Source organism: Streptomyces sp. NPDC051940 (genome assembly GCF_040680895.1).
In the GTDB taxonomy this organism is placed as follows: domain Bacteria; phylum Actinomycetota; class Actinomycetes; order Streptomycetales; family Streptomycetaceae; genus Streptomyces.
The window spans coordinates 1-12334 of sequence record NZ_JBFAXR010000192.1 but is presented as its reverse complement, the minus strand read 5'-3'; the positions used below and the strand labels follow the sequence as shown (position 1 = coordinate 12334).

Genomic DNA, 12334 nt, shown 5'->3' with positions numbered 1-12334 from the left:
CCTGACCGGGCGCCGTGACCCGGCCCGCATACTGGAGCCCATGGCGTACGACGCTGTGGTGCTCACCGGCGGGGCGGCCCGCCGGCTCGGCGGTGGGGGCATCCTCCCCCGAGGGGAGGCACGCGTGCGGGACCGCTGCGCCCGCGAGGCGTCTGCCCGCGGCCGGCGAGGTGACGCCCGGGACCGCGGGCCCCCCACCCGGCCGGTGGGCGGACCCCAGGTCAGGTGCCCCAAGCCCCGGCGGCAGCCGCGAGGCACCCGGATGGGGGCGTGGGCCGTTCACGGCGTGGGGGTGTGTGCCAGCATGAGGGGGTCCGGTTTGCGGCGATTTGGATGGAGCGGGATATGGGGCGCGTTGGGCGGGCGCGGAGGCGCGCCTGCGCCGTGGGCGTCATGGTCGCGGTCGCACTCGGCAGCGCGTGTTCCGGAGCCGGTGAGCGGCCGGAGCCGGAGCCGGCGCCGAGCCGGACGCACCAGAAGGCCGGGGCCGCCTACTGGGTGAACCCCGACGGCAACGCCGCCCGCCAGGCGGCCGCGTTCCGCGCCGCCGGACAGCAGCGCGAGGCGGAGCTCATCCAGCGCATCGCCACCCGCCCCAGCGGCGAGTGGCTGGGCGGCGGGGACGCGGAGCACGAGGCCCGCGGGGTCACCGGCGCCGCGGCCGGCCAGGGCAAGTCCGCCCTGCTGGTCCTCTACAACCTCCCCCACCGCGACTGCGGCCAGTACTCCCGCGGCGGCGCCCAGGACGCCACCGCCTACCGCGCCTGGCTCGACGGCGTGGTCCGCGGCATCGACGACCGCCCCGCGACGGTGATCGTGGAGCCGGACGCGCTGCCGCACCTGCTGCAACCGGGCTGCACCCCCGAGGAGTTCCACGAGGAGCGCTACGCCCTGCTCCGGGAGGCCGTGGACCGGCTGAAGGCGCTCCCCCGCACGAAGGTCTACCTCGACGGCGGCAACCCCGGGTTCGGCCAGGACCGGCAGGCACTCGCGGAGGCGCTGCGCCGGGCCGGCGTGAAGGACGCCGACGGCTTCTCCGTCAACGTGTCCAACTTCTTCACGACGCAGGCGAGCACGGACTACGGCCGCCACGTGTCCGACCTGCTGGCAGGCCCGCACTTCGTCATCGACACCAGCCGCAACGGCAACGGCCCCTGGCAGGGCGAGGAGGAGTGGTGCAACCCGCCCGGCCGCGCCCTCGGCGAGGCCCCGGCCGACCAGACGGCCGACCCGCTCGTGGACGCCTATCTGTGGATCAAGCGCCCCGGCGAGTCCGACGGCCCCTGCCGCGGCGGCCCGCCGGCCGGCCAGTGGTGGCAGGAGTACGCACTGGAGCTGGCCCGTAACACGAAGTGACCCCCTCACCCCGGTTTGCTACCGTTGGGGGACCCCGACGAGACGCGCCGTACCGGGTCAGGACAAGACGACGCACCCCGTTAGTCATCCTTACGGAGGTGCTCCATGCCCTGGGTCCTGCTTGGCGTCGCCGGTCTGCTCGAGGTCGGCTGGGCGATCGGAATGAAGTACACGGAGGGGTTCACCCGGCTGTGGCCCAGCGTGTTCACCGTCGCCGGGATCGTGGCGAGCATGCTGCTGCTGGCGCAGGCCGCGAAGTCGCTCCCCATCGGCACCGCCTACGGCGTCTGGGTGGGCATAGGCGCCGGCGGCGCCGCGGTCCTGGGCATGACGCTGCTCGGCGAACCGGCCACCGCGGCGCGGATCTTCTTCATCGCGCTGCTGCTGGTGGCCGTCGTCGGCCTGAAGGCCACATCCGGCCACTGACCCCCGCACGAAGACGGCCGCACCCGGGGTGACCCCGGGTGCGGCCGTCGCGCGGCGGACCTACGCCCGCGGCACCACCCGCTCCCCGTTCGCGAACCCGGCGGGCGGCAGCGGTGCCACCGCCCGGGGGACGCGCCCGGGAGGCTGGGGCGCCGGACGGTACGGGGCGGGCGGGGGCGGCGGCTCCGGGAGGCGGCCCTTGGCGCCGGCACGCAGGTCGAAGTCCTGCTCCTCCGCCCCCTCGAGCGCCGTCGCCGTGTACTGCGCCCAGATCTGCGCCGGCACCTCACCGCCGGAGATCCGGTCCTCCCCCAGCGCGCCGTGCAGGGACTTCTGCTCGCCGGTCTCGGAGTCCTGCCCCATCAGGGCCACCACGGTGGCCAGTTCCGGGGTGTAGCCCGCGAACCACGCGGAGCGGTTGTGCTCGCCGGTGCCCGTCTTGCCGGCGGCGGGGCGGCCCGCCTCCTGGGCCTCCTCGCCGGAGCCGTTGTCGACGACGCTCTCCAGGATCGCGGTGGTGGCGTCCGCGGCGACCCGGCTGACGGCCTGCGTGGCGCGTACGGGCGGCAGTTGGTAGTCGTGGCCGTTCTTCGACAGCTTCTCCACCATCGAGAACGCCGGCTGCTTGCCGTGGTTGGCGAGCGTGGCGTACGCCTGCGCCATGTCGAGCACGCTGGCCGTCGCGGAGCCGAGCGCGATCGCCGGGTGCGGCTCCATCTCCGGGGTGTCCGGCGGCAGTCCGAGCCGGATCGCCGTCTGGCGCACCTTGCGCGGGTCGACGTCCTGGGCCATCTGCGCGTACACGGAGTTCACAGACTTGTCGGTGGCGGACGCGACGCTGAGCTTGCCGTAGTTCTCGTCGTCCTGGTTCTCCGGGGCGTAGCCGACCGGCTTGCCCTTCTTGTCGACCACCTCGCGCTTGCTGGTGCCGTCGTACATCGTGCGCGGGGTGATGACCTGGCCGGAGCGGTTGCGGGCGTTGTGCTGGACGGCGGCGGCGAACACGAACGGCTTGAAGGTGGAGCCGACCTGGTAGTCGCGCCGGGTGGCGTTGTTGACGAACTGCTGGGTGTAGTCGCGTCCGCCGTACAGGGCCACGACCTCCCCCGTCTTCACGTCGATGGACACCCCGCCGGCCCGTACGTACCTGTCGGCCTGGTTGTCGTCGCTCAGCCGGGACATCAGCTTGTCCTGCACGGCCTCGACGAACGCCTGCTGCTTGCCCGGCTGGATGGTCGTCGTGATCCGGAAACCACCCGCGGCCAGGGTCTTCTCGTCGAGGATGCGGTTCGCGGTGAGGTAGTGCTTGACCGCCTCGACGAGATAGCCGCGCTGCCCGGACAGCCCCTCGCGCGGCTTGGCCGGCTGCGGCTGGGGGAACTTCAGCGCGGCCCGCTGCCCCTCGGTCAGCCAGTGCATCTTCTCCATGCCGTCGAGCACGTAGTTCCAGCGGGCCAGGGCGAGGTCGCGGTTCTGCGGGTTCAGGGTGACGTCGAGGGCGTGCGGGGCGTTCAGCAGCGCGGCGAGATAGGCGCCCTCGGAGACGTTGAGCTCGGTGGCGTCCTTGTCGTAGTACGCCTTGGCCGCCGCCTGTACGCCGTAGGCGTTGCGGCCGAAGTAGCTGGTGTTCAGATACCCCTCGAGGATGTCGTCCTTGGTCACCTCCCGGTCCAGCTTGACCGCGATGAAGAACTCCTTGAGCTTGCGGGAGATCGTCTGGCCCTGGTCCAGGTAGTAGTTCTTCACGTACTGCTGGGTGATCGTCGACCCCGACTGGGTGCCCTTGCCGGTGGCGGTGTTCCAGCCGGCGCGGAGCATGGCGGCGGGGTTGACGGCGGAGTCGGTGTAGAAGTTGCGGTCCTCGGCGGCGAGGACGGCGAGCCGTACGGGCTCGGGGATGCGCTCGATGCCCACGCTCTCCCGGTCGATCTCGCCGTCGCGGGCGAGCGGGGTGCCGTCGGCGTAGAGGAAGAGGTTGCTCTGCGCGACGGCGGCGTGGTTGGGCTCGGGCATGTCGACGGACATGTACCCGATGGCGAACGCGCCGGAGCTGAGGGCGAAGGCGATCAGCGAACTGCCCAGCGCGGTACGCCAGCTGGGCAGCCACGGTACGCCGCGCCGGGCGGGGCCGTCGTCCCCGGGGGGACCGGCGCCCTCGGCGCCGGCTTCGGTCTCGGTGCCGGGGTCGGCGTCGGTGCCGACGCCGGCCGTCGCGGCTTCGGTCGTGGTCCCGTTCTCGGTCCCGGGAGGTTCTTCGGTGACCAGGGGCGTCTCGGCCTGGGTCATATGGCATCACATCCGATAAGTCCGATATACAACACTGTGACACCCTGATCGTCTTTTTCACGGCAGGCCACGCCCGCGCGCCTCCGGCGAGGTCGCGGCGGGTCCGGGGGCGGCGCCCCCGGACCCGCGCGGACCGGCGAGTGGCGGATCCGCGAGCCGTCGGGCCGCTACGAACCCGCCGGGACCGGCTCGGGCGGCGGTACGACCGCCGACCGGCGGAGTTCGGGCGAGGTCGCGCCCACCGCGAGCACCGCACCGAGGCACAGCAGGCCGCCGCTGACGAGCGCCGCCGTACCGGAGGTGGCCTCGGCCACCAGGCCGCCGCGCATGTTGCCGATGTCCGGGCCCGCGTGGCCCACGATCTGCTCGGCGGCGGCAACTCGCCCGAGCAGTTCGTCCGGGGTGTGGGCCTGCACGACGGCGCCGCGCGACACCACGGACACCGTGTCGGCCGCCCCCGCCAGCACCAGGCACGCGAGCCCCCACGCGGGCGCGGACAGCAGCCCGAACAGGGTGAGCGCCGCCCCCCAGGCGGCCGACCCGCACAGCATCACCAGCCCGGGCCTCGGCAGCCTGGTGAAGGCGCCGGAGAAGACCGAGGCGCCGACCCCGCCGACGGCGATCGCGGTGAGGAACAGCCCGAGCGTGCGCGGATCTCCCCCGAACCGCTCCTCGTTGACCAGCGGGAAGAGGCTCACCGGCATGGACAGCACGGTGGCCGCCAGATCCGTCAGCAGCGCGCCGCGGATGACCGGCGTACGGACCAGGAAGGCCAGCCCGTCCAGCACCCCGCGCACACCGGGCCGCGCCCCCTCCCCCTCCGGCCTCATCGCCGGCAGCCCGAACGCCCCGTAGAACGCGGCGGCGAAGGTGAGCGCGTCCACGGCGTAGCACCCGCCGACGCCCACCGTGCCCACCAGCAGCCCGCCCAGCGCGGGGCCGGCGAGCATCGCGCCCTGGCCGGATATCCGGTGCAGCGCGAGGCCGGCCGCGAGCCGGTGCGGCGGCAGCAGGGCCGGGATGAACGTACGGGAGGCCGGCCCGCCCCCCGCCATGAAGCAGGACTGCACGGCGACGACCGCCACCACCCCGCCGGGCGGCAGCTGTCCGGCGAACCCCTGCACGGCGAGCACCACGGCACACCCGGCCTGCCCGGTGGTGGTGACGAGATACACCCGGCGCCGGTCCACCCGGTCCGCGAGCGAACCGGCGAAGAGGCTGAACGCGACCAGCGGCAGCGCCTGGGCCAGCCCGACGGCCCCGGTCCAGGCCGTGCTCCGGGTGCTCTCCCAGACCTGGAACATCACGGCGACGAGCGTCATCTGGCCGCCGAACACGGACAGTCCCCGGCCGATCCACAGCCGGCGGAAGACCGGCGACTCGCGCAGCGGTGACACGTCCAGCAGCGTCCCGCCCAGCTTCCTCAGCTCCACTGCGGGTCCTCCGCGAGCTTCGCGGCGATCCGGTCGTGGAAGCTCCGGTGCTCCAGGGCGCGTTCGATGTCCTCGACGACCCGCGACAGCGGATAGGGGATCTCGGCCTCCAGCTCGGCGAGGGCCGCCTCGGTGGCCCGCCACTCCGCGGCCAGCCGCCGTACGACGGCTTGCGCCTTGGGCGTCAGGCTCACCTTCTTGCTCCGCGCGTCCTCGCCCGGCGCGGTCCGGACCCAGCCGGCCTCTCGCATGGCGGCGACCTTCTGGCTGAGGGCGGAGTGCGTACGCCCGACGGACTGGGCGAGCTCGGCGATGGTCATGGGCCCGAGGTGGTGCAGCCGCAGCAGCTCCATGACCCACACGGGCTTGAGTCCGTCGATCTGCTGCTCCGCGTAGACGCGTGCGATGTCGGCGTCCATGGCGGCCTGGAGGCGGAACAGGGGGCGCCAGAGACTCTGGCGGGTGGGATCCGGGGGGACGGGTTGCTGAGTCATACACGGAACCGTAACAGAGCTTATATAAGCGCTGTTGCATTTTTTCGCGGGGCGGCAGGATAACCGGTTGGCACCCGCGGTGCGGCCGCGATAGCCTCTCGCGCTTCCGTCCCCGAGGGGAGGCCACCCCCGATGGGGTCCGCGCTGCTGCTCTACGCCGCCGTGGCGAGAGGCGGCTTCCGCCGCTTCGCCACCTACCGGCTGGCCACCGCCGCCGGCGTCTTCACCAACACCGTCTTCGGCTTCATCATCAGCTACACCTATCTCGCCCTCTGGGCGGAGAGCCCCGGCCTCGGCGGGTACGACCAGGCCGAGGCGCTCACCTTCGTCTGGATCGGCCAGGGTCTGCTCGCCGCGACGGCGATGCTCGGCGGCGGCTTCCACGAGGAGCTGCAGCAGCGTATCCGCACCGGCGACGTCGCCATCGACCTGTACCGTCCCGCGGACCTGCAGACGTGGTGGCTGGCCGCCGATCTCGGCCGCGGCGTCTACCAGCTGCTCGCCCGCGGCATCGCCCCGCTGGCGATCGGCGCCCTGGCGTTCGAACTCGCCCTGCCGGCCGACCCGCTGCGCTGGGCGGCGTTCCTCCTGTCGACGCTGCTGGGCATCGTCGTCAGCTACGCCCTGCGCTACCTCGTCGCGCTGGCCACGTTCTGGCTGCTGGACGGCTCGGGCCTGAACCTGGTCAACGCCCTGCTGATGACCTTCTTCTCCGGCAAACTGCTGCCGCTGACGGTCTTCCCCGGCGTGTTCGGCGACATCGTGCAGCGCCTGCCGTGGGCGGCGATCCTCCAGGTGCCGACCGACATCCTGCTCGGCCGGCACACCGGCCCCGCGCTCGCCGGGGCGTTCGCCTTCCAGGCGGCGTGGGCGGCGGCGCTGCTCGCGCTGGGCCGCGCCGTGCAGTCGGCGGCGACCCGCAAGGTGGTGGTCCAGGGTGGCTGAACTGGCCGCCGGAGTACGCGGCTACGCGCTGGTCGCGGCGATGTGGGTGCGCTCGACGATGGCCTACCGGGCGTCGTTCGCCCTCAACGCCCTCGGGCACTTCGCCATCTGCTTCCTCGACTTCGCGACGATCGTGATCATGTTCTCGCACATCGACACCCTCGCGGGCTTCTCCCTCGCCGGGATGGCGGTGCTGTACGGCGCGACGGGCCTGTCGCTGGGCCTCGCCGACCTGGTGCTGGGGAACATCGAGCGGATCGGCACCCGGGTGCGCGACGGCACGCTGGACACCCTGCTCGTCCGGCCCGTGCCCGTGTACGCGCAGATCGCCGCGGACCGGTTCGCGCTGCGCCGCCTGGGCCGGGTGACGCAGGCGTCCCTGGTCCTGGGGTGGGGCCTGTGGGCGGCGGACGTGGCGTGGACGCCCACGGCGGTGGTGCTGGTGCCGGTGATGGTGCTCGCGGGCGCCGGGATCTACGGAGCGGTGTTCACGCTGGGCGCGGCGTTCCAGTTCTGGGCCGGCGACGCGGCGGAGGTGCAGGCGTCCTTCACGTACGGCGGGAACACCCTGCTGCAGTACCCGCCGGGCGTCTTCGCGAAGGACGTCGTCCGCGGGGTGACGTACGTACTCCCGCTGGCCTTCGTCAACTGGCTGCCGGCGCTGCGGATCCTGGGCCGCCCCGACCCGCTGGGCCTGCCCGGCTGGGTCGACTTCGCCTCACCGCTCGTCGCCGTGCTGTGCGGCGCGGTCGCCGCCCTCGCGTGGCGCGCGGGACTGCGCTCGTACCGCTCGACCGGAAGCTGACAGGAGACCCCCATGGACGACGTCATCACCGTCGACGGCATCGAGAAGACCTTCCTCGTCCGCCGCAGAACCGGCCGGCTGCGCCGGGAGAAACGCACCGTGCGCGCCGTGGACGGCATCAGCTTCACCGTGCCGCGCGGCGAGATCGTCGGCTACATCGGGCCGAACGGCGCAGGGAAGTCCACCACGGTCAAGATGCTCACCGGCATCCTCACCCCCACCGGCGGCCGGATGTCCGTGGCGGGCCTGGACCCGTCCCGGCAGCGCACCGCCCTCGCGCACCGGATCGGCGTGGTCTTCGGGCAGCGCACCACCCTGTGGTGGGACCTGCCGCTGATCGACTCGTACGCCCTGGTGCGCCGCATGTACCGCATCCCGCCGGACCGTTACCGCGCCAACCTGGACGCCTGCGTGGAGACGCTGGGCCTGGCGGACCTCCTCGACGTGCCCGTACGCCAGCTCTCCCTCGGCCAGCGGATGCGCGGCGACATCGCGGCGGCCCTGCTGCACGACCCCGAGGTGCTGTACCTCGACGAGCCCACGATCGGCCTCGACGTGCTGAGCAAGGCCAAGGTGCGCGGCTTCCTGCGCGACCTGAACGCCGAACGCGGCACCACGGTGCTGCTCACCACCCACGACCTCGGCGACATCGAACAGCTCTGCCGGCGCGTGATGGTGATCGACCACGGCCGCCTCGTCCACGACGGCGACCTCGCCGGCCTGCACGCCCTCGGCGAGAGCGAACGCACCCTGGTGGTGGACCTGGAGCGGGAGCTGCCGCCCATCGAGGTCGCGGGTGCGCACACGGTCCGTACGGACGGCCCCCGGCAGTGGCTGGCGTTCCCCGCCACGGCCAGCGCCGCCCCGATCGTGGCGGCGGTCGCGGAGCGCTATCCGCTCCTCGACCTGTCGGTACGGGAGCCGGACATCGAGGACGTCATCGCCCGCATGTACGCCTCGCCCAGGTGACACTCCGGCGGTGAACTCCCCTAGAGTCAGGGGCATGACGAGCGACGAACAGCCGCCCCGCCCGGTGCCGGATCTCCGGGCGTCCGACGCCGACCGCGACCGGGTCGCGAACATCCTCCGCGAGGCGCTGGCCGAAGGCCGCCTGTCGATGGACGAGTTCGAGGAGCGGCTCGAGTCGGCGTACCAGGCCAAGACCTACGGGGAGCTGGAGCCGCTCACCGGCGATCTGCCCGTGCCCGCCGCCGCGCCGGCGCCCGTTCCGCTGCGCAAGGCCGGGCCGGAGGGCAGCGTGTGGCCGGGCCGGATCGGCGGGCGGCCCTCCTCCACCACCGGCATCGGCATCCTGGGCGGCTTCCAGCGCCGCGGCCGCTGGACGGCACCGAAGCTCTTCACCGCCGTCGCCGTCATGGGCGGCGGCGAGATCGATCTGCGGGACGCGGACTTCGAGGCACCCGAGGTGGAGATCCGGGTCGTGGCCGTCATGGGCGGCGTCAACATCGTCGTACCGCCGGAGATCGAGGTGGAGGTGCGGGGCCTCGGCATCATGGGCGGCTTCGACCAGTCCCACACCGGCACCCGCGGCGCGCCGGGCGCCCCGCGCGTCGTGGTGACGGGCTTCGCGTTCTGGGGCGGCGTCGGCGTGAGCCGCAAACGGCGCCGGAACGGGGAGCTCGGCGGCGGGCCCAAGAGCCTGGAGGGCTGACGGGACTACGTCTGCGGCCGGGTGGTCCCGCGCAGCTGCTCCAGCCCGACCGCCCGCGCCATGGCCCGGTAGCCGGCGTCGCTCGGATGTAGATGGTCCCCGCTGTCGTACGCCGGGAGCAGCCGGTCCGGCCGCAGGGGGTCCCGTACCGCCCGGTCGAAGTCGACGACCTCGTCGAACACGCCGCCGGCGCGGACGAGCCGGTTCACCTCGGCGCGGACACGCTCCAGCTCCGGCGTGTGGCGGCGGTGGCCCGCGAACGGCATCAGCGTCGCCCCGGTGACCCGCAGCCCGCGCTCGTGCGCGGCGGCGGTCAGCGCGCGCAGGGCGGCGGCGATCCGGGCCGGGTCGGTCTGGTGCGGGGGACGCAGGATGTCGTTGACGCCCAGCTGTACGACGACCGACCGGACCCCCGCCCGGTCGAGCACGTCCCGGTCGAGGCGGGTCAGCGCCCGCTGCCCGGACCGGGCGCCGTCGCGCAGCAGCTGGTTGCCGCTGAGGCCGAGGTTCAGTACGCCGTAGCGCGGGGCGCCCGGCTCGGTGCGCAGACGGCGGGCCAGGAAGTCCGTCCAGCGGTGGTTGGCGCCGGGGGTGGACGAGGTGCCGGCGGTGAGCGAGTCGCCGATCACGGCGACCGAGCCCCGCGCCCAGGTGGACAGGACGTCGACACCGGTCAGGTACCGCCAGTAGGGCACCTTCTCGGTGTACGCGGCCCCACTGGCGTCCGCCGCGTGGTCGCCGAGCGCCGCGTACCCGGTCTGGCGGGCGCGGGGGTGGTAGGTGACGGAGCCGGACGGGCGCGGCGAGTACGTCGTGACCAGCAGGTCGCGGTCGGCGGGCACGGCGAGCGGGACGTCGTCGCTGACGGCGGACTGGCCGGCCGGGATGGTCACCGCGGTGGCGCGGCGGAAGGTGAGCCGGAGCACGGTGCCGGGGACGGCCGCCGGCCCGGACCCGGGCCGGGCGACGGATATGGAGGCGTGGGTGATGAGCAGCGGGCCGCTCCCGAAGGCGTTGGAGAGCTGTATGCGCACCCGGGTCCCGCCGGCGGTGGTGTGCACGACGTTGCGTATCGACCACCCCGCGAGCCCCCGCCGGGTACCGGGCTCCCCGGCGGCGGGCGCGGCGGCCCAGGTGCCGGTCCACAGCCCGGCGGCCCCGGGCACCGCGGATCCGCCGGGGGCGGGCCCGGCGACGCTCGGCCGCACGCCGGCCGGGGCGCTGACGGCGGCGGCGACGGGGACGAGGGCGAGGGCGCAGGCGGCGAACACGGTCAGCGCGGCGGTTCTCTCCACGTGACGCATTCTCCCGGGGTGGGCTGCCGGGCGCCCGACGGGCGACCCGGCGGACGACGGGAACTGTCCGTTCGTTCCAATGGGGGAAGGGAAAAGGCAGACCGTAACCGGCCACGGGGAGAATGCCCCTGACGGCCCGTGCTCGAACAGGTGATGGCGGATGGAACGGACAGAACCGGCGGCTCCCGTACGGGCCCGCCCGGCCGGCGGCTTCGCGTACACGGAGTCCGACGAGGAGAAGCGCCGCGGCGTACGGCGGATGAAGCTGTTCGCCACGGGCCTGCTGCTGCTCGCGGCCACGGTGTTCTGCCTGGCGAAATGGGCCCAGCACAGCGGTGCCGGGAGCTGGGCGGGGTACGTGGCGGCCGCCGCCGAGGCGGGCATGGTCGGTGCGCTCGCGGACTGGTTCGCGGTGACGGCCCTGTTCCGTCATCCGATGGGGCTGCCGATCCCGCACACGGCGATCATCCCGACGAAGAAGGACCAGCTCGGCCAGAGCCTCGGCGACTTCGTCGGCGAGAACTTCCTCTCCGAGTCCGTCGTCCGCTCCCGGCTGTCCGCCGTGCGGCTCGCCGACCGCCTCGGCGGCTGGCTCTCCGAGCCCGCGAACGCGGACCGGGTGACCACGGAGGTCTCCACGGCGCTGCGCGGCGCGCTCACCGTGCTGCGGGACTCCGACGTCCAGGCGATCGTCGGCGAGGCCATCAACCGGCGGGCCGCGACGATGGAGATCGGCCCCGGCATAGGCAAGCTGCTGGAGCAGGTCGTCGCCGACGGCGGACACCGCCGCGTCGTCGACCTCGTCTGCGAGCGCGCGGAGATCTGGCTGGTCCAGAACGGCGACTCGGTGATGGAGGCCGTCGCCGGCGGCGCCCCCGGCTGGACCCCGCGCTTCGTGGACCGCAAGGTCGGCGAGCGCGTCTACCGCGAACTGCTGCGCTTCGTCACCGAGATGCGGGACTGGCCGGAGCATCCGGCCCGGGGCGCGATCGACCGCTTCCTGCGGGACTTCGGGAACGACCTGCAGTCCGACACGGCGACCCGGGCGCGCGTCGAACGGCTCAAGACGGAGATCCTCGCCCGCGACGAGGTACAGGACTTCATCGCCACGGCGTGGGGCTCACTGCGCCGCATGATCGTCGGCGCGGCCGACGACGAGCAGAGCGAGCTGCGGCTGCGCGCCCGCGCCGCGATCCTCTCCTTCGGCAAGCGGATGGCGTCCGATCCGCGGCTGCAGGCGAAGATCGACGGCTGGGTGGAGGACGCGGCGACGCACATCGTCACGACGTACCAGAAGGAGATCACGTCCCTGATCACGGAGACGGTCGCGTCCTGGGACGCGGAGCACACGTCCCGCAAGATCGAGGCGCACATCGGCCGCGACCTCCAGTTCATCCGCATCAACGGCACGGTGGTCGGCTCACTGGCGGGCCTCCTGATCTACACGCTCTACACAGCGGTCACGGGCTGACCCCGCCACCCGCGGGCGCGCGGGGTGGCCGGCGCCGCTGGCGGGTGTGCGGGGTGGCCGGTGTCCGTCCGGTGCCCGGCGCCGCGCCGGGGCGGGGGGGGGGGGGGGGGCGCCCCCCCCCCCCCCCCCCCGCACCGCTCGCCGGGGGGGC

Annotated in this window: 11 protein-coding genes and 1 riboswitch; of the genes, 7 read left to right on the top strand and 4 right to left on the bottom strand. The window is 73.6% G+C overall.

The features are described from left to right. Positions 1-345 precede the first annotated feature (345 nt). Both AB0M28_RS37955 and AB0M28_RS37950 read left to right on the top strand, forming a co-directional pair. Positions 346-1356 carry a glycoside hydrolase family 6 protein gene (locus AB0M28_RS37955; RefSeq protein WP_365414961.1) on the top strand — a complete coding sequence of 337 codons (1011 nt, stop codon included), beginning with the start codon at positions 346-348 and terminating at the stop codon, positions 1354-1356. Between the two features lie 13 nt (positions 1357-1369). Then, positions 1370-1433, top strand: a riboswitch (guanidine-III (ykkC-III) riboswitch). 28 nt (positions 1434-1461) lie between these two features. After that, on the top strand, positions 1462-1782 hold the full coding sequence (locus tag AB0M28_RS37950) for a multidrug efflux SMR transporter (RefSeq protein WP_365414960.1): 321 nt from the start codon (positions 1462-1464) through the stop codon (positions 1780-1782). A 60-nt stretch (positions 1783-1842) separates the two neighbouring features. Here AB0M28_RS37950 and AB0M28_RS37945 read toward each other — a convergent pair whose 3' ends face one another. From AB0M28_RS37945 to AB0M28_RS37935, 3 genes are all read right to left on the bottom strand, one after another. Next, positions 1843-4068, bottom strand: a complete 2226-nt coding sequence (locus AB0M28_RS37945) for a transglycosylase domain-containing protein (RefSeq protein ID WP_365414958.1) — start codon at positions 4066-4068, stop codon at positions 1843-1845. Positions 4069-4235: 167 nt separating this feature from the next. After that, the gene (locus tag AB0M28_RS37940) at positions 4236-5501 is read right to left on the bottom strand and encodes an MFS transporter (RefSeq protein ID WP_365414956.1); all 1266 of its coding nucleotides are present in this window, start codon (positions 5499-5501) and stop codon (positions 4236-4238) included. Beyond that, entirely contained in the window at positions 5492-5995 is a 504-nt protein-coding gene (locus AB0M28_RS37935) for a MarR family transcriptional regulator (RefSeq protein WP_365414954.1), read from the bottom strand. Before AB0M28_RS37935 ends, AB0M28_RS37940 begins: the two co-directional genes overlap by 10 nt. 132 nt (positions 5996-6127) lie before the next feature. Between AB0M28_RS37935 and AB0M28_RS37930 the strand changes: the two genes are divergently transcribed. Genes AB0M28_RS37930 through AB0M28_RS37915 form a run of 4 tightly spaced genes read left to right on the top strand, consistent with a single transcriptional unit; the run spans position 6128 to position 9417 of the window. Further along, positions 6128-6940 (top strand): ABC-2 family transporter protein, encoded by an 813-nt coding sequence (locus tag AB0M28_RS37930; RefSeq protein ID WP_365414952.1) that lies wholly within the window; start codon positions 6128-6130, stop codon positions 6938-6940. After that, complete coding sequence (locus AB0M28_RS37925) at positions 6933-7745, top strand: ABC transporter permease (protein WP_365414950.1); 813 nt, start codon at positions 6933-6935, stop codon at positions 7743-7745. The genes AB0M28_RS37930 and AB0M28_RS37925 overlap by 8 nt, the downstream gene beginning before the upstream one ends. A gap of 12 nt (positions 7746-7757) precedes the next feature. Next, positions 7758-8714, top strand: coding sequence for an ATP-binding cassette domain-containing protein (locus tag AB0M28_RS37920; RefSeq protein ID WP_365414948.1), 957 nt, complete (start codon positions 7758-7760; stop codon positions 8712-8714). Between the two features lie 34 nt (positions 8715-8748). Further along, positions 8749-9417, top strand: a complete 669-nt coding sequence (locus AB0M28_RS37915; RefSeq protein ID WP_365414946.1) for a DUF1707 domain-containing protein — start codon at positions 8749-8751, stop codon at positions 9415-9417. 5 nt (positions 9418-9422) lie between these two features. On the opposite strand, the gene AB0M28_RS37910 is transcribed toward AB0M28_RS37915, so the two are convergent. Further along, positions 9423-10625, bottom strand: a complete 1203-nt coding sequence (locus AB0M28_RS37910) for an SGNH/GDSL hydrolase family protein (RefSeq protein WP_365414962.1) — start codon at positions 10623-10625, stop codon at positions 9423-9425. A 247-nt stretch (positions 10626-10872) separates the two neighbouring features. Between AB0M28_RS37910 and AB0M28_RS37905 the strand changes: the two genes are divergently transcribed. Continuing rightward, entirely contained in the window at positions 10873-12183 is a 1311-nt protein-coding gene (locus tag AB0M28_RS37905; RefSeq protein ID WP_365414944.1) for a DUF445 domain-containing protein, read from the top strand. The last annotated feature ends 151 nt before the right edge of the window (positions 12184-12334 follow it).

Coding starts and splice junctions, on each gene's coding strand:
- AB0M28_RS37955 (WP_365414961.1), top strand. CDS start 346: ATGGGGCGCGTTGGGCGGGCGCGGAGGCGCGCCTGCGCCGTGGGCGTC.
- AB0M28_RS37950 (WP_365414960.1), top strand. CDS start 1,462: ATGCCCTGGGTCCTGCTTGGCGTCGCCGGTCTGCTCGAGGTCGGCTGG.
- AB0M28_RS37945 (WP_365414958.1), bottom strand. CDS start 4,068: ATGACCCAGGCCGAGACGCCCCTGGTCACCGAAGAACCTCCCGGGACC.
- AB0M28_RS37935 (WP_365414954.1), bottom strand. CDS start 5,995: ATGACTCAGCAACCCGTCCCCCCGGATCCCACCCGCCAGAGTCTCTGG.
- AB0M28_RS37930 (WP_365414952.1), top strand. CDS start 6,128: ATGGGGTCCGCGCTGCTGCTCTACGCCGCCGTGGCGAGAGGCGGCTTC.
- AB0M28_RS37920 (WP_365414948.1), top strand. CDS start 7,758: ATGGACGACGTCATCACCGTCGACGGCATCGAGAAGACCTTCCTCGTC.
- AB0M28_RS37915 (WP_365414946.1), top strand. CDS start 8,749: ATGACGAGCGACGAACAGCCGCCCCGCCCGGTGCCGGATCTCCGGGCG.
- AB0M28_RS37905 (WP_365414944.1), top strand. CDS start 10,873: ATGGAACGGACAGAACCGGCGGCTCCCGTACGGGCCCGCCCGGCCGGC.